This is a genomic window from Sediminimonas sp., from assembly GCF_024637375.1.
Classification (GTDB): domain Bacteria; phylum Pseudomonadota; class Alphaproteobacteria; order Rhodobacterales; family Rhodobacteraceae; genus Sediminimonas.
Genome location: NZ_JAGXFK010000038.1, coordinates 1 through 19,044, shown reverse-complemented (window position 1 = coordinate 19,044; position 19,044 = coordinate 1). Strand labels below are relative to the sequence as shown.

Below are 19,044 nucleotides of genomic sequence, written 5' to 3'. Positions count from 1 at the left end.
GTTGACTGCTCAGGCCGCGTCTTCGTCCAGGTCGATCTCGTCCGCCATGGCGACGACCTCGCGCTCGGCATAGTGGCCGCAGGCGGCGCAAACGTGGTGGGGGCGCTTCAGCTCGCCGCAGTTGGCGCATTCGTTGGGGTTTGCCGCAACCAGCGCATCGTGCGCGCGGCGGTTGTTGCGCCGCGATTTGGAGACTTTGTTCTGCTGGACAGCCATGTCACAACCTCGATTTCCTGTGGGCGATGCCCGGTTTCGCGTGGGTTCAAGGCTCATATTCGGTCACTGCCGACATGTCCAACCCAAAATACGGATGAAGGGCGCAAAATACCGGCTTTGCGCGGAGTCGCAAGCGGTTTTTCCCGATGTCTTCGCCAGTGTTTTCCCCGGGGCTCAGGGGTCTTGGGGGTCGTTGTCGTCGTCGCCGGAGTCGTCGGTCGCCGTGCCCCCCATGAGATCGGCCAGCCCGGCGAACGGCTTGGTATCACGGTCGCGCAGGGGTTGCTTCCCGGGCTTGGCATGGACGACCTCGCCCAGTTCGACGCCGGGCGCACGGGGATAGAGCGGCAGCGCGAGGCTCAGCGCCTCGATCATCACCGCGCGGGGGTCGATGACGTCGGTCAACGGCTCGGCGCTGTCGTCGGGCGGCATCTCGGCCTCGTCGGTGTCCGGTTCGATCGGCGCCGGGTCGGCCAGAAAGCGGCGCGACACCTCTTCCTCGATGCGGGTGGTCACCGGTGCCAGCGTGATCACGCAAGGCTGGGTGATCGTCGCGCCCAGATGCCCGTCGAGGCGCCAGTCGTGCGCCCCGTCGGCCTGCACGGTGCCGGAAAACGACAGCTTGCGCAGCTTGCCAAGGCCCAATTCGCCGGCAATCGCCGCCAGTTCGTCGGGGCCGGGATGCAGATCGAACGGCGTTGGCGCGGCGCGCGGCAGCCTGGCCACGCGCAATGCGGCCGGTCTTTGGGCGGGACTGTCTGGCATGGCGCGGTCCGCATCCTTTCTTGAACAGGCAATCAAGCTTCTGTAAGCGTCGATAGAAGGCACATCCAGCCATTTCAAGAGGGCAGCCATGTCAGTGATGCGCGTCGGGATACGGAATATCGTCATCGGCCTCGGCCTGCTGGCACTGGTGGGCTGCAGTTTGGCCACCTACCGCACGCATGGCTATATCCCGGTCGAGGAGGATCTGCAGCAGATCACCGTCGGCGTGGACACCCGCGCCAGTGTCGAGGAAACCATCGGTGCGCCGACCACCTCGGGGTTTTTCGACAAGGGCGCCTACTACTACGTTCAAAGCCGGATGCGCCACTTCGCCTACCAGAAACCGACGGTCGTCGAGCGGCAGGTTCTGGCGATCAGTTTCGACGATGCCGGCGTGGTGCGCAACATCGAACGCTTCTCCCTGGAGGATGGCCGGGTAGTGCCGATCTCGCGGCGGGTGACCGACTCGTCCATCGTGGATGTGAACCTCCTGCGGCAACTGCTCAGCAAGATCGGCCAGTTCAGCGCCGATAACATGCTCAATTGAGCCCGCACGGGGCCGCGCCGATGGCACGGGCTGTAACAGTCCCGACATGAAGGCTGTGCAAGGTCGGTGCGCAACACGAACCCGCGAACGGCCAGGCGGGTGCGGACCGGGCAGAGTGGAACGGATGCCAGAGCTGGAAAAAGGGCGCTACAGGTGCCGGATTGCGGAGACGCCCGAGGAGCTGCGCCGCGCGCAGCGACTCAGGCAGCGGTGTTTCCGGCCCGGGGCGCCGGGACATGACGCCGACGCGTTCGACGCCCGCTGCCGGCATTTCCTGGTCGAGGAAACGGGCGGCGGGCAACTGGTGTGTTGCTTCCGAATCCTGCCGCTACGCGACGGGCGGGCCGCGGGGCAGAGCTATTCGGCCCAGTTCTACGATTTGTCGGCGCTGGCCGGGCTCAGGGCACCGCTGGTCGAGATGGGGCGATTCTGCGTCGATCCCGACCGGCGCGACCCCGACATCCTGCGCATCGCCTGGGGTGCCCTCACGCAATACATCGATGCGCGGCAGGCCGAGATGCTGATCGGCTGCTCGTCGTTTCGCGGCACCGATGCGCGCGTTCACGCGGATGCCTTCGCCCTGTTGGGCGCGCGGCATCAGGCGCCGCGTCGCTGGCGGCCGCGGATCAAGGCGCCACGCGTGGTGCAGTTCGGCATCGACGGTCTGTGCAGCGCCGATCCGGCGCGGGCCATGCGCTGCATGCCGCCGCTGCTGCGCACCTATCTGTTGATGGGCGGTTGGGTCAGCGACCATGCGGTGATCGACGACGCGCTCGGCACGCTGCACGTTTTCACCGGGCTCGAAATCGCCGCGATCCCGCCGGCGCGCCAACGGCTGTTACGGGCCGTCGCGTCGTGACGCAGCGGCCGCGCACGGCGCTTGACGCCGGGGCGCGCGGCGGGATAGCTGCACGCCATGGCACGCGCACCGCTTTTACAACTTTCCGACATCTCGCTTGGGTTCGGCGGGGCACCGTTGTTTTCCGGCCTTTCGCTGGTGATTCATCCGGGTGACCGCGTGGCGCTGGTGGGGCGCAACGGGTCGGGCAAATCGACGCTGATGAAGGTGATGGCGGGGCTGGTCGAAGCCGATTCCGGCGCCGTCACCCGCGCCCCCGGCGTCATTGTGGGCTACATGGAACAAGAGCCGCGGATGGAGGGCTTCGAAACTCTGGGCGCCTTCGCCGCGGCGACGCTGCCGGAGGCCGAGTTCTACCGCGTCTCGATGGCCGCCGAGGGCTTGAAGTTCGATCCCGACACGCCCGTGGCCACCGCATCGGGCGGCGAACGGCGCCGCGCGGCGCTGGCGCGCCTGCTGGCCGAGGCGCCCGAGTTGATGCTGCTCGACGAGCCCACCAACCATCTCGATATCGAGGCGATCGCCTGGCTGGAGCAGGAGCTGAAATCCACCCGCGCGGGTTTTGTTGTCATCAGCCACGACCGCGCCTTCCTGCGCGCGCTGACCCGCGCGACGCTGTGGATCGACCGCGGCGCGGTGCGGCGCCAGGAAATCGGCTTCGAAGGGTTCGAAGCCTGGCGCGACAAGGTCTGGGAAGAAGAGGACCAGCAGCGCCACAAGCTCGATCGCAGGATCAAGGCCGAGGCCCGCTGGGCCGTCGAAGGCATCAGCGCACGCCGCAAGCGCAACCAGGGCCGGGTGCGGGCGCTGCGCGACATGCGCGCGCAGCGCGCCGGGCAGACGCGGCGGCAGGGCACGGCGGAAATGGCGCTCGAATCGGGGCCGAAATCCGGGCGCAAGGTGATCGAGGCCGAGAATATCTCGAAAACCTTCGGCGACGACGTCATCCTGCGCGACTTTTCCATCCGCATCCTGCGCGGCGACCGCATTGCCTTTGTCGGGCCCAACGGCGTGGGCAAGACCACGCTGCTGAAGATGCTGATGGGCGAGATGGCGCCGGATAGCGGGCACGTCACCCACGGCACCAACCTGGTGCCGGCGGTACTCGACCAGGCGCGCGCGCAGCTCGATCCCGACATGACGCTATGGGACAGCCTGACCGGCGACAAGGACATGCGCGTTTCTGGCAAGGCCGACCAGATCATGGTGCGCGGCCAGCCGCGCCACGTGATCGGCTATCTCAAGGATTTCCTGTTCGACGAGCGCCAGGCCCGCGCGCCGGTGCGCGCGCTGTCGGGCGGCGAAAAGGCGCGGCTGCTTCTGGCGCGGCTGATGGCGCGCGAAAGCAACCTGCTGGTGCTTGACGAGCCGACCAACGACCTGGATGTCGAGACGCTGGATTTGTTGCAGGAGTTGCTGGACGATTACGACGGCACCGTGCTGCTGGTCAGCCACGACCGCGACTTCCTCGACCGCGTGGCGACCGCCACCGTGGCGATGGAGGGCGACGGGCGCGCCACCGTCTATGCCGGCGGCTGGAGCGACTACCGCGCGCAGCGGGCGCAGGCAGCCGGGGATGGCGCGGGCCGGGACGGGCAGCGCAAACCCGGGCAGGACAATGCAAGACCCGCGCCGAAGCCGGCCCAGGGCAAGCCGGCCACGCAGGAAAGCGGCGGCGCATCGGCTTCGGCGCTGACCTTCACCGAAGAGCACCGGCGGCGTGCGCTGCCAGCCGAGATCGAGCGGCTGGAAGCCGAGATCGCGAAACTGGAGGAATTCCTGTCGGCCCCCGATCTCTATACGCGCGAACCGGCCAAGTTCAACAAGGCCACGCAGGCGCTGTCGGCGCGGCAGAAGGCGCTGGCGGCGGCCGAGGAGGAATGGCTGGCGCTGGAAGAAAAGGCCGAGGCGGCGACATGAGGGTCCGGTCGCGATGGTGAAAAAGGACAGAACGGTGAAGGATCGTATCCGGCTGCTGTACAACGGCCAGTCGAAGCGGGCGACGCGGTTCCGCTATGGGTTGCTGGCCTTCGACGCGGTGACCATCATGTTTTTCATCGGGACCGCGCCATTGCCGATGTCGGTGCAGCTCATGCTGGTCGATGTGGTCCTGGGCATCCTGATCCTTGCAGACCTGAGCGCGCGCATGTGGATCGCGACCGACAGGCTGCGCTTTCTGCGGCAGGTTTACGTGATTGCCGACATCGCGGTTCTCGCCTCCCTGGTTCTGGCGCCGCTGATGGGGCAGACATTGGGCGTACTCCGCGTGCTGCGGGCATTGCGCCTGATCCATTCCTACCATGTGCTGCGCGATTTGCGTCGCGACAACCGCTTTTTCCGGCTGCACGAGGACGCTATCGTCGCGGCGGTCAACCTGTTCGTTTTCGTGTTCATGATGACGGCGGTGGTGTTTTTCCTGCGCGGCGGCGAAGAGCCGGGTTTGACCAGCTATGTCGATGCGCTGTATTTCACCGTCGCGGCGCTGACCACGACCGGGTTTGGTGACATCGTCCTGAGTTCGACGACCGGCAAGGTTCTGTCGGTGGTAATCATGGTTTTCGGTGTGGCGCTGTTCATGCGGCTGGCGCGGGCGATTTTCGTGCCTGCCAAGATCAAGTACAAGTGCCCCGAATGCGGGCTGTCGCGCCACGACCCCGACGCCATCCATTGCAAGCATTGCGGTCACGAACTGAAGATCGAGACCGAGGGCGCTGGCGCATGAAGCGCCCGCCGCGTGCCCGGGTGTCGCGGGCGGGCGGGCGCCGGGGGCTCAGCGCATGCGCAGCGCGCCGTCGAGGCGGATGCTTTCGCCGTTGAGGTAGTCGGATTCGATGATGAACCGCGCCAGGGCGGCATATTCCGCCGGATCGCCCAACCGCCTGGGGCAGGTGACATCGGCGGCCAGGCCCTTCATCACCTCCTCGCCCAGCCCCATCAGCATCGGGGTGCGGAAGATGCCCGGCGCGATGGCCATGACGCGGATGCCGTCGCGCGCCAGATCACGCGCCATCGGCAGCGACAGCCCCGCGATCCCGGCCTTGGAGGCGGCATAGGCGGCCTGGCCCTTCTGCCCGTCGAAGGCGGCGACCGAGGCGGTGTTGACGATCACCCCGCGCAGCCCGTCGGGCGAGGCGGTGTTCTCGGCCATGGCGCTGGCGGCGAGGCGGGCGACGTTGAAGGTGCCCACCAGGTTGACATCGACAGTACGGCGGAAGCTTTCCAGCCGATGCGGCCCCTCGCGCCCCAGCGTCTTTTCCGCGATGGCGATGCCGGCGCAATTGATCGCCGCGTTGAGGTGGCCCATGGCGCTTACCGCGGCGTCGATGGCTGCCTGCACCGAGGCCTCGTCGGTGACGTCGCAGCTATGGAAGGTGGCGCCGATCTCCTCGGCGACCGCCGCGCCGCGCGTCGCGTCACGGTCGAGAATCGTCACCTTGGCGCCCGCGGCGACCAGCGCCCGCGCCGTTGCCTCGCCCAGCCCCGAGGCGCCCCCGGTGACGATGGCGGCTGTGTCTTCGATACGCATGTTTGGGTCGTCCTTTCAAAATGAACATATGTTCAGATAGCGTGACCGGGCGGCGGCTGTCAAAGCGCGTCGCGCCCGCGAAAGCGCCGCAACCGCGACAGAACGGCAATTTCGACGACGGTCAGGACGATGCGCCAGATGTGGTGAGCGCTGACCAGCGCCGGGTTGGCATCGAGGCTGAGTGCGACAAGCGCCATCTCGGTCACGCCACCGGGGGCAAAGCTGATCAGCGCCACGTCGAAGGCGGTGCCGGAAACGTGGTGAACGCCGAGCGCCATCACCGTGCCCAGCGACAGCATCGCCGCCACCGATATCAGCCCTAGCCACAGCGCCCGCAGCAGGTCGGACCGGCCCAGCCCGGCAAAGCGCAACCCCAGCGAGGTTCCGATCACCACCTGCGCCGCATGGATCAGCCAGTCGGGCAGGGCGGGCGCGCCGACGCCCGCAAGCCCCAGCACCGCCGCCGCCAGCATCGGCCCCGTCAACTGCCCGGCGGGAAAGCGCAACCGCAGCCCCAGCCACAGCCCGGCCGCGCCGACCACGGCGACAAGCGCCAGATCGGACAGCCCCGCCCGCGCGGTCGAGAAGCTGGCGCCGCCGGCGCTGCCCACCGGCGCCCCGTACCATAGCGACAGGCCCACCGGCACCAGCGTTATGACCAGGATGATGCGCAGGAAATGCTGCATGCTCAGCACCGCGGTGTTGGCGCCGGCCTCTTCGCCCATGGCGATCGATTCCATCAGCCCGCCGGGCGTTGCGCTGTAGAACGCCGTGGCGCGGTCATAGCCGCCAAGGTGGTGGAATATGGCGAAATTGCCGGCATGGGCCACCCCGACGAAAACGGCCAGCGCGGCGAAGCTGACCGCCATCGCCGGCAGAATCGCCACCAGTTCGGGCGTCACCTGCGCCCCGATCATCACCCCGATCAGGGCGATGAACACCAGCCGCAGCCGCTGCGGAAACAGGTACCCGTCGGGCAGCAGCCTCCCGAACCCCAGCGCCAGGGCCGCCGTGGCCACGAGACTGCCCAGCATGTAGGGCAGGGGCAGGCCGGCCAGCAATGCCAGCAGCCCCCCGCAAAGCCCCAGCGCCAACAGCGCCACGGTGGTGATGACGGTGGTGATCGTCGGCATGCCGCCCTCGTTCGCGTTGCACAGTGCCTAGCGCAAGCGCAGCAGCGATACCAGTGTCGGGGGATGCCTGTTCGGGATTGGAGCGGGTGAAGGGAATCGAACCCTCGTCGTCAGCTTGGGAAGCTGCTGCTCTACCATTGAGCTACACCCGCGACAGGCTGCTGATTACGCCAGCACCACGATCCCGTCAACAGCCCATGCCGCGCCGATGGTGCGTTTTCGCGCGCCGCGGCCGCGTCTAGCGGCGGCGTTTGGGTCTGGCCAGCAGCGGTTTGACCATTCGCTCGTAGAGTTGAAAGAGGTGCTCGACGCGCTCGCGGTCGGAGGCAAAGCCCGAGCGGCGATAAAGCCGATCGACCGCCTTGTCGAGCGCGCCATGCGCGCGGCGCAGGTCGGCGGGCATCAGATCGGGGTCATAAAGATCGGCCAGCGTTGCGCCCGGATGCTGGGCGCGGGCGTCGAGCACGGCCTTGGCGTGGGGTTCGAGTTTGCTCAGGTCGCCCTTGGGCAGGGGGAAGGTGTTGTAGACGAGGCCGATGGAATAGCGGAAATCGGATTTCAGCCGCCCGCCGATCTGGCGCAGCCACGCCATGTGCATGGCGGAGGTGAGGAGGGCGAAGTCGGAGAGTGTGGCTTCGGGGCGAACAAAAACAAGATCGCTCGGGATCACGGGTGGCGAATAAAACCCTATGGGCATGTAATGCCTTCGTTCAGAGCTTACCTTTGGAAGCACCAGAAAGTCTTTGTCTGGAACCAACTCGAAAGAAAATTGCGCCGGGTAATCAGCGGCTGACTTTGTCGATTTTCTCTTGCTCCTCTGCCTATACTCCCGAACGGCTGCAATTCGGCGTCGAATTTCTGGCATATGCCGCAAATCTGCAGGGCTGGCGTTGGAAAGATAAAGAACCCACCGCGAGCCACCTTGAAGAAAATCGCGTGCCGCCAAGTATGGCTTCAAATATGCACTGGCCTTCGGCTCTGCACCCAGAAGCTGATTGCGCGACTCTTCATCCAAGACATAGTTGCCATCGTCGATAGGTTGCGACCCGCTGAAAACACGCTGCAACCCATTGATCGGTCGGCTTTGCTCGCGCACCACCAGATGCGGATCAGACAGCCCCCCGGCATCGAACAGATAGGGCGAAATCGCCCTGTGGCATGTTTCCTCGGGTGCGCCCTTGGGATCGGGGTAGGAAAACAGCCGCCGCTCGGCCTGCGCGTTTTCGCGCCGGTCCAGCCCGATGATGACTACATGCACATTGGCTTTGCCGCGCGCCTCGGAACCCCAGGGGAATGTGCGATGCGCAAAGGCAATCTCCAGCCCGCATTGGTCGAACAGCACCGGCCAAAGCTGTGCCACCTGTTCGCCCTGCGTGATCGAATTGGTCGAGACGAAGCCGATGCGTGGGCATTCCTTCCCCCCATCGCGCAGCGATGGGACGCGCCCGCCCGCCCCCAAGGCGGGCGCGTTCCGCGCCGCCCCGGTCGGGCGCGCCCCATCGCCCGCAGCCGCGCGCCCTGCGTATTCGCCCGCCTTGATGAACCACGCGCAGACATAATCGAGCGTGCCGCCCGATTTGCCCAGATCGGCGATGCGGCGCACCTGTTCGCGCTGCTGGGGGCTTTGGTATTTGGCGCCTACAAACGGCGGATTACCCAGCAGGTAGGAACACCGCTCCGGCGGCAGCACCGCTCGCCACTCCGTCTCCAGCGCGTCGCCATGCACGATGGTGGGGCTTTGCCGCAGGGGGATGCGCGTGAACACCTCGCCAAACTCAAGCGACAGGCGGTTGTTCATGATGTGGTCCATCATCCACAGCGCGGTTTCAGCGATGCGGGCAGGGAATTCCTCGTACTCGATGCCGTAGAACTGGTTGACGTCGATCAGCGACAGGATGGTGGCGTCCAGCTCGCGCTGGCCCCTGGGGTTGAGCTCGCGCAGCAGCTCCAGCTCCAGCAGCCTGAGTTCACGGTAGGCGATGATCAGGAAATTGCCGCAGCCGCAGGCCGGGTCGAAAAACGTAAGACCGGCCAGTTTTTCCTGAAACGCGGTCAGCCGCCGCCGCTTGTCACGCTTGAGCACGCGCAGCCGGTCGAACTCGGCGCGCAGATCGTCCATGAACAGCGGCTCGATCACCTTGAGGATGTTCTGTTCGGTGGTGTAATGGGCGCCTTTCGCGCGGCGCTCCGCCGGGTCCATCACCGACTGGAAGAGCGAGCCGAAAATTGCTGGACTGATCGGCGTCCAGTCGAACCGGCAAGCGTTCAAGAGCGCTGCGCGCATCGCGGCGTTGAAGACCGGCGGCGGGAAGTATTCGGCGAACAGCGCGCCGTTGACATAAGGAAATTTCGCCAGATCCTCGTCAAGATGGGGCGAGCGCGCGTCCTCGGGCGTGTTGAGCACATCGAAAAGCTGCGCCAGCAGCGGACCGGTGTCGGAGCCGTCGGGCTGGGTGCGGTTCTCCAAATATTCCCACAGGATATCCTTGGGCTGAAAGATGCCGGTATCGTCGGCAAACAGGCAGAACACGATCCGCACCAGGAACTGTTCGAGGCGGTGGCCGGTGTAACCCGATGCCTTGATCTCGTCATGCAGAAGGCCCACCAGCTCGGCCGCCTTGATGTTGACCGGATCCTGATCGCGGAACTGGCGGCGCTGGATGCCAAGGATGAAACCGAAGCGCTCAATATGCTTGGGCAGGTCTTGCAGGGCAAAGGCGGTGGCCTCGCCGCTATCGAGATCGGTCAGTTTGAAGGTCTGGAAATCGCTGACCAGAATGTGACGGGGCTGTTCGTGATCGGCGATGTCGGACAGGTATTCCAGCGCCTGCTGCTCGGCCTTGAACAGATCACGCCCTTTCGATTTCTGCTCGACAATCAGGGTGCGCGGCCAGAACAGATCGACAAAGCCCCGCGCCCGCCCGGTGCGCTCCACCGAAAGCTCGTACTGGGCCACGCGCCGCCGTTCGACTCCGAAGATGTGAAAGAAGGCGTTGTAAAAGCTCTGCGTCTCGCCCTTTTCATAGTGGGCGTCTTTCCAGTCATCCGCGAAGCGGGCGGCGCGGGCGCGAATTTCGTTCCAGGTCAGCCTCATGGCCCATCAATGGCGCAGCGCGGCGGGTTTGGCTAGCCCCGGCGGCGGCGGCGGCGGCCGGTGCCGCCCTCTTCGCCGCGGGTGTTGTAGCTGACATCGGGCAGCGGCACGATCGATCTGAGCTGGGTAAACGGCTCGGTGGCGTGGGGGATCGCGTTGGCGGCCACGAAATGTTCCTGGAACCGCGGCTCGATCGCGGTTTCGACCTTGGTGATGCGGTGGACCACCTGCTCGATCTCGGCGCGCGCGGCGACGTTGCTCAGCGCGATGCGCGCCCCGGTGCCGGCGGCGTTGCCGGCGCTGGTGACCTTGTCGAGCGCCACGTCGGGGATCATGCCCAGCACCATCGCGTGCTTGGGGCTGATATGGGCGCCGAAGGCCCCGGCCAGCACCACGCGATCGACGTGATCGACGCCCATTTCGTCCATCAGCAGCCGCGCGCCGGCGTAAAGCGCCGACTTGGCCAGTTGAATGGCGCGGATGTCGCCCTGGGTGACCGCCACCAGCGGGCCGCCCGCATCGCGCGCGTCGTGGATGACATAGGCGTGGGTGCGGCCCTCGGCGATACAGCGGTCGGTGCCCACCTGCGCGGCCGAGCCGATCAGCCCCGAGGCATCGACGACCCCGCTCATGCGCATTTCGGCCACCGCCTCGATGATGCCGGAGCCGCAGATGCCGGTGATGCCGGTGGCGGCGACGGCCTCGGCGAAGGCATCCTCGTCCGACCACGGCTCGACCCCGATGACGCGAAAGCGCGGTTCCCTGGTGGCCGGGTCGATCTCGACCCGTTCGATGACCCCGGGCGCGGCGCGCTGGCCGGCGCTGATCTGGGCGCCCTCGAAGGCCGGGCCAGTGGGCGACGAGCACGCCAGCACGCGGGATTTGTCGCCAAGCTGGATCTCGGCATTGGTGCCCACGTCGACGACCAGCACCAGGTCGTCGGATTTGTGCGGCTCTTCCGACAACGCCACCGCGGCGGCATCGGCGCCCACGTGCCCGGCGATACACGGCAGGATATAGAGCCGCGCGCGCGGGTTGGGCACACGCATATCGAGCGCGGCAAACGGCATCGAAATGCTGTCGGAGGTCGCCAGCGCGAACGGCGCCTGGCCCAGCTCGACCGGGTCGATGCCCAGCAACAGATGGTGCATGACCGGGTTGCACACGATCACCGCCTCGACGATCAACTCGGGCGCGATGCCCGCCTCGCCGGCCAGTTCGCCGATCAGGGTGTCGATCGCCTCGCGCACCACGCGGCACATCTCCTGCTCGCCGCCGGGGTTCATCATCGCGTAGGAGACGCGGCTCATCAGGTCTTCGCCAAAGCGGATCTGCGGGTTCATCACCCCTGCCGAGGCCAGCACCTGCCCATCCACCAGGTCGGCCAGATGCGCGGCGATGGTGGTCGAGCCAAGGTCGATCGCCAGCCCGTAGATGCCGCCTTCGTGCAGACCGGGCCAGACCTCGATCACCCGCGGAGGGGCGCCGGTGTGATCGTGGTGAAGGGCAACCGTCACCTGCCAGTCGCCCTTGCGCAACGCCGGTTGCAGCCGCGCCAGCAGGTCGGGCGCGGCGGTGACGCCGGTGATGTCCCACTGTGCCGCCAGGGCACGCGCCAGGCGCTCGAAATCGCCGGTGGGCTCGTGCATGTCGGGTTGCGCCACCTCGATGAAATATAGCCGCGTCGCCGGGTCCATCACGATGTCGCGTGCCGTCGCGGCCTTGCGGACGACCTGCTTGTGGACCTGGGACTCGGGCGGCACGTCGATCACCACGTCGCCCTGCACGGTGGCCTGGCAACCCAGCCGGCGCCCCGGCTTGAGCCCGCGCTTGTCGTGGTAACGCTGCTCGGTCGCGTTCCATTCCGACAGCGCCTCGGGGGTCGAGGTCAGCCCGTGCTTGGAAAACGCGCCGAAGGCCGGCGCGATCTGGCATTTCGAACAGATGCCGCGGCCGCCACAGACCGAATCGAGGTCCACCCCCAGTTGCCGCGCCGCGCTCAGTACCGGGGTGCCCTTGGGAACCCGGCCCCGCTTGCCCGATGGGGTGAAAACCACGAGAGGATCGGTGCTCATCGGTGATGTCCTGTCTGTGCGCTGCCGGTCGGCACGACCATATGGCGCTTTGGCCATGGAAAAAGGCGAGGAGCGTCAGATAATCGCGTGGCTGCGTCATTTTCACGGCATCGTGCGCGCATTCCGTGCGTGGGGTGCCTTGTGCGATGCGATCGACCCGGCCCGACGCGGCGACGGGCGGGAAATCGCCCTTTCATCCATGGCCCAGACGTGAAATAGGGACGTGCCAAACGAACCCCGTGCATGGAGAGATTGCGATGCAGATTCGTGAGGCGCTCACCTTTGATGATGTCCTGCTGGTGCCCGCCGCGTCGGACGTGCTGCCGGCGGCGGCAGATACCGGCACCCGGGTGACCCGCGACATTGCCCTCAACATCCCGCTGCTTTCGTCGGCCATGGATACGGTTACCGAGGCGCGTATGGCCATCACCATGGCGCAGTTCGGCGGCATCGGGGTGATTCACCGCAACCTGAGCGTCGAGGAACAGGCGCAGCAGGTGCGCCGGGTCAAGCGATTCGAATCGGGCATCGTCTACAACCCGATCACGCTGACCCCCGACCAGACACTGGCCGATGCCAAGGCGCTGCAGGAACGCTACCGTGTCACCGGCTTTCCGGTGGTGGACGCGGGCGGGCATGTCGTGGGCATCGTGACCAATCGCGACATGCGCTTCGCCGAGGACGACGCCACCCCGGTACGGGTGATGATGAGCGCCGACAACCTCGCCATTCTTCGCGAGCCCGCCGACCGCGAAGAGGCCAAGGCCCTGATGAAGGCCCGGCGGATCGAGAAGCTGCTGGTCACCGACGCCGAGGGCAAGCTGACCGGGCTGCTGACGCTCAAGGATACCGAACAGGCGGTGCTCAACCCGTCGGCGTGCAAGGATAACCTGGGCCGTTTGCGCGTCGCGGCGGCCTCGACCGTGGGCGATGCCGGGTTCGAGCGCACGCAGGCGCTGGTCGACGCGGGCGTCGACATGGTGGTGATCGACACCGCGCACGGCCATTCCGCGGGCGTGTCCGAGGCAGTGGCGCGTGCCAAGGCGCTGTCGGGCGACGTTCAGGTGGTGGCCGGCAACGTGGCCACTGCCGAGGCAACGCGCGCGCTTATCGGCGTGGGCGCCGACGCCATCAAGGTGGGCATCGGGCCGGGCTCGATCTGCACCACACGGATGGTCGCGGGTGTCGGCGTGCCGCAACTGACGGCGGTGATGGATTGCGCCGCGGCGGCGGGCGACGTACCGGTGATCGCCGATGGCGGCATCAAGTACTCGGGCGATTTCGCCAAGGCGATCGCGGCGGGTGCCTCGTGCGCGATGGTCGGCTCGATGCTCGCGGGAACCGATGAAAGCCCCGGCGAGGTCATTCTCTACCAGGGGCGCAGTTTCAAGGGCTACCGCGGCATGGGCAGCCTCGGCGCGATGGCGCGCGGGTCGGCCGACCGCTATTTCCAGAAGGACGCCGCCAGCGACAAGCTGGTGCCCGAGGGGATCGAGGGGCAGGTTCCCTACAAGGGGGCGGCGGGCGCGGTCATCCACCAGTTGGTCGGCGGGCTCCGCGCGGCCATGGGCTATACCGGGTGCGCCAATATCAAAGACATGCGCCGCAACTGCACGTTTGTGCGGATCAGCAACGCCGGCCTGCATGAAAGCCATGTGCACGATGTCCAGATCACCCGTGAAAGCCCCAACTACCAAATCGGTTGATTTGTTGGTTATCAACAGGTTAGGGGCCACAGTTCCCGTGAATACGAAATGACGCCGGCGGCCCGTATCGCTGCCGCCGCCGAGGTGCTGGATCGCGTCATCGCCGGCACGCCGGCCGAGCAGGCGCTGACCGGCTGGGCGCGCGGGGCGCGCTACGCGGGCTCGGGCGACAGGGCGGCGGTGCGCGATCACGTCTTCGACGCGCTGCGCCGGCTGCGCTCGGCCGCCGCGCGCGGTGGCGCGATGACGGGGCGAGCGGTGATGATCGGCCTGCTGCGCGAGCGGGGCGAGGAACCGGCATCGCTGTTCACCGGACAGGGGCACGCGCCGGCGCCGCTGACCGCCGAGGAAGCGGCCGCCGGCCACGCGCCCGAGCCGGGCGCCGAAGCGATGGACCTGCCCGATTGGCTCTGGGCGCTGCTTTGCCGCGAGTCGGGTGAGCAGGGCGCGGCCGCGCTTGCCGCGCAGTTGCGCCGACGCGCGCCGGTCATGCTGCGCGTTAATCTGCGCGCGGGTGGGCGCGATGAGGCGCGCGACCGCCTCGCCGATGACGGGGTGACGGCCGAGCCCGACGCGATCTCGCCCTCGGCGCTGCGGGTCGTCGATGGCGCCCGGCGCATCCGTGGCAGTGCCGCCTACCGCGACGGTCTGGTCGAGTTGCAAGACGGTGCAAGCCAGGCGGTCGTGGATGAACTTCACCTCACAACTGGCATGAAAACACTGGATTTCTGCGCTGGCGGCGGTGGCAAGGCGCTGGCCATGACCGGGCGCGCCGATATCGCCGCCTTTGCCCATGACGCCGATCCGGATCGCATGCGCGATCTGCCGCAGCGCGCGGCGCGGGCGGGGGTGCACATCGACCGGGTGACATTGGCCGAGGCCCACGCGCAGGCGCCGTTCGACCTCGCGCTGTGCGATGTGCCGTGCTCGGGCAGCGGGGCGTGGCGGCGCGCGCCGGATGCGAAGTGGCGGCTGACCCCCGAGGCACTGGAGCGGCTGCACGCGCGCCAGGACGCGATCCTCGATCAGGCGGCCGCCCTGACGGGCGCAAACGGGACGCTTGCCTATGCGACGTGCTCGATCCTGGCGTCGGAAAACACCGCCCGGGTGGACGCTTTCCTCGCCCGCCATCCCGGCTGGCACCAACACCACAGCCGGCAATGGGTGCCGGGGGCCTCGGGCGACGGGTTCTTCACCGCGCACCTTCGCCGCGACCGGCATTGATCAACCGCGCCGTTACCCCGCATACTTGGACGGATTAAGCGGCGGTTAAGGCTTTGCCCGTTGCAATGGGGTGCGGGCGAATCAATTTTCGGAGGTGGCCAGTGTCATTCGCGGCGGTCTCTCCCGGGCCGATCACACGTGTTTCGGCCCGGTTGTTGCGCCGCCGGGCGGTGGTAGTGGGCGTGGGCGTTTCGACCGCGGCCGCCGCGCTGGTGGTGCCGGGGGCGGCGCTTGCTGCCGCATTGCTCGCCGTTGCGGGGGCGATGCTGGCAGTCATGGCGCTGGCGGCGCTCGTCGCCTGGCGGCACGGCCGCCGCAAGGCGCAAGCGGTGCGCGCGGTCACCGATTTCATCGCCCACGACGCCGCGCCCAGCCTGCTGGCCGATGCCGATGGCGCGATCCTGCATGCCAACGCCGCGGCGCAGGCGCACTTCGATCTGTCCGGCGATGCCACCGTGGCTGGCCTGCTTCCGGACGTCTTTGCCAACCCGGCGATGGCGCTATACCGGTTGCAGGCACGCGCGCAGGCCGACGGCGCCGCGCGCGAGGACGTGGTGCTGCGGCAGGGGCATATGCGCATCGCCGTGCACCGGCTGGGCAGCGACGCCTTCCTGTGGCGGCTGGAAGACGTCGCCGACCGCCCCGCGCCCGGGCAGTGCGGCGGCGCGGCGCGCTTGCCGGCGATGACGGTGGGGCGGGGTGGCACCATCCTTTACATGAACGACGCGGCGCGGAAATTCCTGGGCGGGCGGGCCAAGGCGATCGAACGCCTGTTCGATGGCGCGCCGCCGCGACCGGGCGAGATCAATACCGTCACCACGGCCGAAGGGCCGCGTGCCTGCCTCGTCTCCGAGAGCCCATCGACGGGCGGTCGCCGCGAGATCGTCCTGGTGCCCGCCAAGGCGCCGGCCGCCGCGGACACGGGTGACGACGGATGGCGCTTTTTCGAGGATCTGCCGGTCGCGCTGCTGCGTCTCGATGCCGACTCCGGCAGGATCACGCTGTCAAACCGGCTGGCGCGCGACCTTCTGGGCGCAGGGCGGTGCCACGGGCGGCGCCTGCCGGAGTTGATGGAGGGGCTCGGCCGCTCGATCGCGGACTGGCTGGAGGAGGCCGCGGCGGGGCGCCCGGCGCGCAGTTCCGAATTTCTGCGCCTGTCGCGGACCGATAGCGAGATGTTCGTGCAGGTCACGCTGACGCGGGTCGACGCGGATGGCGCGCCGGCCCTGATCGCCGTGCTCAACGATGCCACCAAGCTCAAAACGTTGGAGGCGCAATTCGTTCAAAGCCAGAAAATGCAGGCCATCGGCGAACTCGCCGGTGGCGTCGCGCATGATTTCAACAACCTGCTGACGGCGATCACGGGGCACTGCGACCTGCTGCTGCTGCGCCACGACCAGGGCGACCCGGCCTATGCCGACCTCGTGCAGATCAGCCAGAACGCCAACCGCGCCGCCGCGCTGGTGGGGCAGTTGCTGGCGTTTTCGCGCAAGCAGACTCTGCGGCCAGAGGTGCTTGACCTGCGCGATACGCTTTCCGATCTCACCCACCTGCTCAACCGGCTGGTCGGGGAACGGGTGCGGCTGAGCCTGACGCACGATCCCGCGCAGCCGATGATCAGGGCCGACAAGCGGCAGCTCGAACAGGTGTTGATGAACCTCGTAGTCAATGCCCGCGACGCGATGACCGACGGTGGCGAAATCCAGATCCGCACCGATTGCATGACCCTGGACGAGCCGTTGCATCGCGACCGCGCGGTGGTGCCGCCGGGCGCGTATATCCGGGTCATGGTGTCCGATGACGGAGTCGGAATCGACCCCGAGCGGCTGCCCAAGATTTTCGAGCCGTTCTACACCACCAAGCGCACCGGGGAAGGCACCGGCCTGGGGCTTTCGACGGCCTACGGCATCGTCAAGCAAAGCGGCGGCTATATCTTTGCCGACAGCGTGCCCGGCAGCGGCAGCACCTTCTCGCTGATCTTCCCGCGTCACCAGAAGAGCGTTGACGACGCGGCCGCGCCGGCCCCGCGCCCGGCCAATGCGCTGGCCAGGGAGCCGGCGGACGGTATCGTCCTGCTGGTCGAGGACGAGGCGCCGGTGCGCGCCTTCGCGGCGCGGGCCTTGCGGTTGCGCGGGTATACCGTTCTGGAGGCCGACTCGGCCGAGGCGGCACTTGAGACATTGCAGGACGACACCCTTGCCGTCGACGTGTTCGTGACCGACGTGGTGATGCCCGGAATGGACGGGCCGAGCTGGGTCGTCGAGGCGCTCAAGCAACGCCCCGGCGTGCGGGTCATCTTCGTGTCGGGCTATGCCGAGGAGGCCTTCGGCGACGTGCAGGCGCGGATTCCCAACTCGGTGTTCCTGCCCAAGCCGTTTTCGCTGTCGGAACTCACCGAAACGGTATCGCGGCAATTGCGGTGACCGCCGCCGCGGGTCAGGTGCCGGCGCAATCCCACAACTCGAACTCGGCGGCGCATTTGCGCCGCAGGCGCGCCTCCACCTGCGGCGACAGGTGCAGGTCCATCTCGGGTGAGACGTTCAGGCGCGGCAGGTCGATCCGCGTGTCCAGTCGTTCTTGCAGAAACGCGATCAGCGCCGGCTGATCCTCGTAGCGAAATAGGTAGTTGACCCGCGTTCCGTTGGGCCGCGGCGCAAGGAATTTTGCCTGGCTGCCGACATTGGCAAAGCCCGGCTGCTGGCCTTGCATATACCCTTCGACGAACTGCTCGAAGCTGATATCGAAGGTGGCATTGGGCTGCCCGCGCATGAATGGCCGGCGGCGATACCGGTACCAGCTACCCAGCCAGCTGATCGGTTCGCGGACCACCGCGAGGGTTTCCATGTCGTCGGTCTCGCAGGCTTTCTCGAACATCGGCCGGAAGAACCGGTTGTAGCGGTAGAGCGGGGCATGCTTCAGCCCGGGCGGTTCCAGAATCGCCATCGACGCCACCGGCGCCAGCGCCGCCTCGTAGGCCGTGGTGCCGGTCTTGGGGACCGACAGGAAAACGAGTCTTTGCTTCCAGAAAACCAGCATGGGCCAGTTGTTCCCGATCCGGTGCGATCTTTCCAGTGTAAACCATTCCTTAATTTCCGCCGGCAACAGTGGCGGTAGCAAATTTAATTTGCAATGTTCTCATTTTGTGCTCATATGGAGATGGAACATAAGCGGAACAAAGGCGGCGATTGCCGCGCCCCCGCTTTTCGTGAAATAAGGAGCCAAATCCAATGGCAACGGCAGATCTTCTCTCGATGGACAGCAAGAAAAACGCAGACAAGCAGAAGGCGCTCGACAGCGCGCTGGCACAGATCGAACGGCAGTTCGGCAAGGGGTCGATCATGAAGATGGGCGGTGAAAACGCCATCCGTGATATCGAATCGACCTCGACCGGGTCGCTGGGGCTCGATATCGCCCTGGGGATCGGTGGCCTGCCCAAGGGCCGGATCGTCGAGATCTATGGGCCCGAAAGCTCGGGCAAGACGACGCTGACGCTGCACTGCGTCGCCGAGGAGCAGAAACTGGGCGGCGTCTGCGCCTTCGTCGATGCCGAGCACGCGCTCGATCCGCAATACGCGCGCAAGCTTGGCGTCGACCTGGACGAGTTGCTGATCTCGCAGCCCGATACCGGTGAACAGGCGCTGGAGATCACCGATACGCTGGTGCGCTCGGGCGCGGTCAGCCTAGTCGTGGTCGACTCGGTCGCGGCCCTGACGCCCAAGAGCGAACTGGAAGGCGACATGGGCGACAGCAGCGTCGGCGTGCAGGCGCGGCTGATGAGCCAGGCGATGCGCAAGCTGACCGGCTCGATGAGCCGCAGCAAATGTATGGTCATCTTCATCAACCAGATCCGCATGAAGATCGGCGTCATGTTCGGCAGCCCCGAAACGACGACCGGGGGC

Annotated in this window: 16 protein-coding genes and 1 tRNA gene; 9 read left to right on the top strand and 8 right to left on the bottom strand. The window is 66.9% G+C overall.

Annotated features, from left to right (window positions below; all coding sequences use genetic code 11):
- Positions 1–9: 9 nt before the first annotated feature.
- Both rpmF and Q0L89_RS05430 read right to left on the bottom strand, forming a co-directional pair.
- Entirely contained in the window at positions 10–216 is a 207-nt protein-coding gene (gene rpmF / locus Q0L89_RS05435) for a 50S ribosomal protein L32 (RefSeq protein WP_296763140.1), read from the bottom strand.
- Positions 217–390: 174 nt separating this feature from the next.
- Positions 391–981: a DUF177 domain-containing protein gene (locus Q0L89_RS05430; protein WP_296763139.1), complete on the bottom strand. Its 591-nt coding sequence runs from the start codon at positions 979–981 to the stop codon at positions 391–393.
- Between the two features lie 88 nt (positions 982–1,069).
- On the opposite strand from Q0L89_RS05430, the gene Q0L89_RS05425 reads away from it, so the two are divergent.
- The 4 genes from Q0L89_RS05425 to Q0L89_RS05410 all read left to right on the top strand — a co-directional run bounded on the left by Q0L89_RS05425 (position 1,070) and on the right by Q0L89_RS05410 (position 5,109).
- Positions 1,070–1,528, top strand: a complete 459-nt coding sequence (locus tag Q0L89_RS05425) for an outer membrane protein assembly factor BamE (RefSeq protein ID WP_296763138.1) — start codon at positions 1,070–1,072, stop codon at positions 1,526–1,528.
- A gap of 124 nt (positions 1,529–1,652) precedes the next feature.
- Complete coding sequence (locus Q0L89_RS05420) at positions 1,653–2,387, top strand: GNAT family N-acetyltransferase (protein ID WP_296763166.1); 735 nt, start codon at positions 1,653–1,655, stop codon at positions 2,385–2,387.
- Positions 2,388–2,444: 57 nt separating this feature from the next.
- Entirely contained in the window at positions 2,445–4,307 is a 1,863-nt protein-coding gene (locus tag Q0L89_RS05415) for an ATP-binding cassette domain-containing protein (RefSeq protein ID WP_296763137.1), read from the top strand.
- A 13-nt stretch (positions 4,308–4,320) separates the two neighbouring features.
- A complete protein-coding gene (locus Q0L89_RS05410; RefSeq protein ID WP_296763136.1) occupies positions 4,321–5,109 on the top strand; it encodes an ion channel in 789 nt (262 codons plus the stop codon).
- Between the two features lie 48 nt (positions 5,110–5,157).
- Here the strand turns inward: Q0L89_RS05410 and Q0L89_RS05405 are convergent, their stop codons facing one another.
- From Q0L89_RS05405 to Q0L89_RS05380, 5 genes are all read right to left on the bottom strand, one after another.
- Entirely contained in the window at positions 5,158–5,913 is a 756-nt protein-coding gene (locus Q0L89_RS05405; protein ID WP_296763135.1) for an SDR family NAD(P)-dependent oxidoreductase, read from the bottom strand.
- 59 nt (positions 5,914–5,972) lie between these two features.
- Positions 5,973–7,046: an AbrB family transcriptional regulator gene (locus Q0L89_RS05400; protein WP_296763134.1), complete on the bottom strand. Its 1,074-nt coding sequence runs from the start codon at positions 7,044–7,046 to the stop codon at positions 5,973–5,975.
- 78 nt (positions 7,047–7,124) lie between these two features.
- Positions 7,125–7,198: transfer RNA gene (locus Q0L89_RS05395), tRNA-Gly, on the bottom strand.
- 86 nt (positions 7,199–7,284) lie between these two features.
- Entirely contained in the window at positions 7,285–10,140 is a 2,856-nt protein-coding gene (locus tag Q0L89_RS05390) for a DNA methyltransferase (protein WP_366937897.1), read from the bottom strand.
- A gap of 32 nt (positions 10,141–10,172) precedes the next feature.
- The gene (locus Q0L89_RS05380) at positions 10,173–12,215 is read right to left on the bottom strand and encodes an ASKHA domain-containing protein (RefSeq protein ID WP_296763131.1); all 2,043 of its coding nucleotides are present in this window, start codon (positions 12,213–12,215) and stop codon (positions 10,173–10,175) included.
- Positions 12,216–12,270: 55 nt separating this feature from the next.
- Between Q0L89_RS05380 and Q0L89_RS05375 the strand changes: the two genes are divergently transcribed.
- The 4 genes from Q0L89_RS05375 (at position 12,271) to Q0L89_RS05360 (ending at position 17,568) form a co-directional block, all read left to right on the top strand.
- Entirely contained in the window at positions 12,271–12,429 is a 159-nt protein-coding gene (locus Q0L89_RS05375; protein ID WP_296763130.1) for a hypothetical protein, read from the top strand.
- 43 nt (positions 12,430–12,472) lie between these two features.
- Positions 12,473–13,921, top strand: a complete 1,449-nt coding sequence (guaB, locus tag Q0L89_RS05370) for an IMP dehydrogenase (RefSeq protein WP_296763129.1) — start codon at positions 12,473–12,475, stop codon at positions 13,919–13,921.
- A 48-nt stretch (positions 13,922–13,969) separates the two neighbouring features.
- On the top strand, positions 13,970–15,145 hold the full coding sequence (locus Q0L89_RS05365) for an RsmB/NOP family class I SAM-dependent RNA methyltransferase (RefSeq protein ID WP_296763128.1): 1,176 nt from the start codon (positions 13,970–13,972) through the stop codon (positions 15,143–15,145).
- A gap of 182 nt (positions 15,146–15,327) precedes the next feature.
- Positions 15,328–17,568 carry an ATP-binding protein gene (locus Q0L89_RS05360; protein ID WP_296763127.1) on the top strand — a complete coding sequence of 747 codons (2,241 nt, stop codon included), beginning with the start codon at positions 15,328–15,330 and terminating at the stop codon, positions 17,566–17,568.
- Between the two features lie 13 nt (positions 17,569–17,581).
- Here the strand turns inward: Q0L89_RS05360 and Q0L89_RS05355 are convergent, their stop codons facing one another.
- Positions 17,582–18,181, bottom strand: coding sequence for a gamma-glutamyl kinase (locus Q0L89_RS05355; protein ID WP_296763126.1), 600 nt, complete (start codon positions 18,179–18,181; stop codon positions 17,582–17,584).
- 191 nt (positions 18,182–18,372) lie between these two features.
- Here Q0L89_RS05355 and recA point away from each other — a divergent pair.
- A partial coding sequence (gene recA, locus Q0L89_RS05350) for a recombinase RecA (RefSeq protein ID WP_296763125.1) occupies positions 18,373–19,044 on the top strand: 672 nt, incomplete at its 3' end.

Coding starts and splice junctions, on each gene's coding strand:
- rpmF (WP_296763140.1), bottom strand. CDS start 216: ATGGCTGTCCAGCAGAACAAAGTCTCCAAATCGCGGCGCAACAACCGC.
- Q0L89_RS05430 (WP_296763139.1), bottom strand. CDS start 981: ATGCCAGACAGTCCCGCCCAAAGACCGGCCGCATTGCGCGTGGCCAGG.
- Q0L89_RS05425 (WP_296763138.1), top strand. CDS start 1,070: ATGTCAGTGATGCGCGTCGGGATACGGAATATCGTCATCGGCCTCGGC.
- Q0L89_RS05420 (WP_296763166.1), top strand. CDS start 1,653: ATGCCAGAGCTGGAAAAAGGGCGCTACAGGTGCCGGATTGCGGAGACG.
- Q0L89_RS05415 (WP_296763137.1), top strand. CDS start 2,445: ATGGCACGCGCACCGCTTTTACAACTTTCCGACATCTCGCTTGGGTTC.
- Q0L89_RS05410 (WP_296763136.1), top strand. CDS start 4,321: ATGGTGAAAAAGGACAGAACGGTGAAGGATCGTATCCGGCTGCTGTAC.
- Q0L89_RS05405 (WP_296763135.1), bottom strand. CDS start 5,913: ATGCGTATCGAAGACACAGCCGCCATCGTCACCGGGGGCGCCTCGGGG.
- Q0L89_RS05400 (WP_296763134.1), bottom strand. CDS start 7,046: ATGCCGACGATCACCACCGTCATCACCACCGTGGCGCTGTTGGCGCTG.
- Q0L89_RS05390 (WP_366937897.1), bottom strand. CDS start 10,140: ATGAGGCTGACCTGGAACGAAATTCGCGCCCGCGCCGCCCGCTTCGCG.
- Q0L89_RS05380 (WP_296763131.1), bottom strand. CDS start 12,215: ATGAGCACCGATCCTCTCGTGGTTTTCACCCCATCGGGCAAGCGGGGC.
- Q0L89_RS05375 (WP_296763130.1), top strand. CDS start 12,271: ATGGAAAAAGGCGAGGAGCGTCAGATAATCGCGTGGCTGCGTCATTTT.
- guaB (WP_296763129.1), top strand. CDS start 12,473: ATGCAGATTCGTGAGGCGCTCACCTTTGATGATGTCCTGCTGGTGCCC.
- Q0L89_RS05365 (WP_296763128.1), top strand. CDS start 13,970: ATGACGCCGGCGGCCCGTATCGCTGCCGCCGCCGAGGTGCTGGATCGC.
- Q0L89_RS05355 (WP_296763126.1), bottom strand. CDS start 18,181: ATGCTGGTTTTCTGGAAGCAAAGACTCGTTTTCCTGTCGGTCCCCAAG.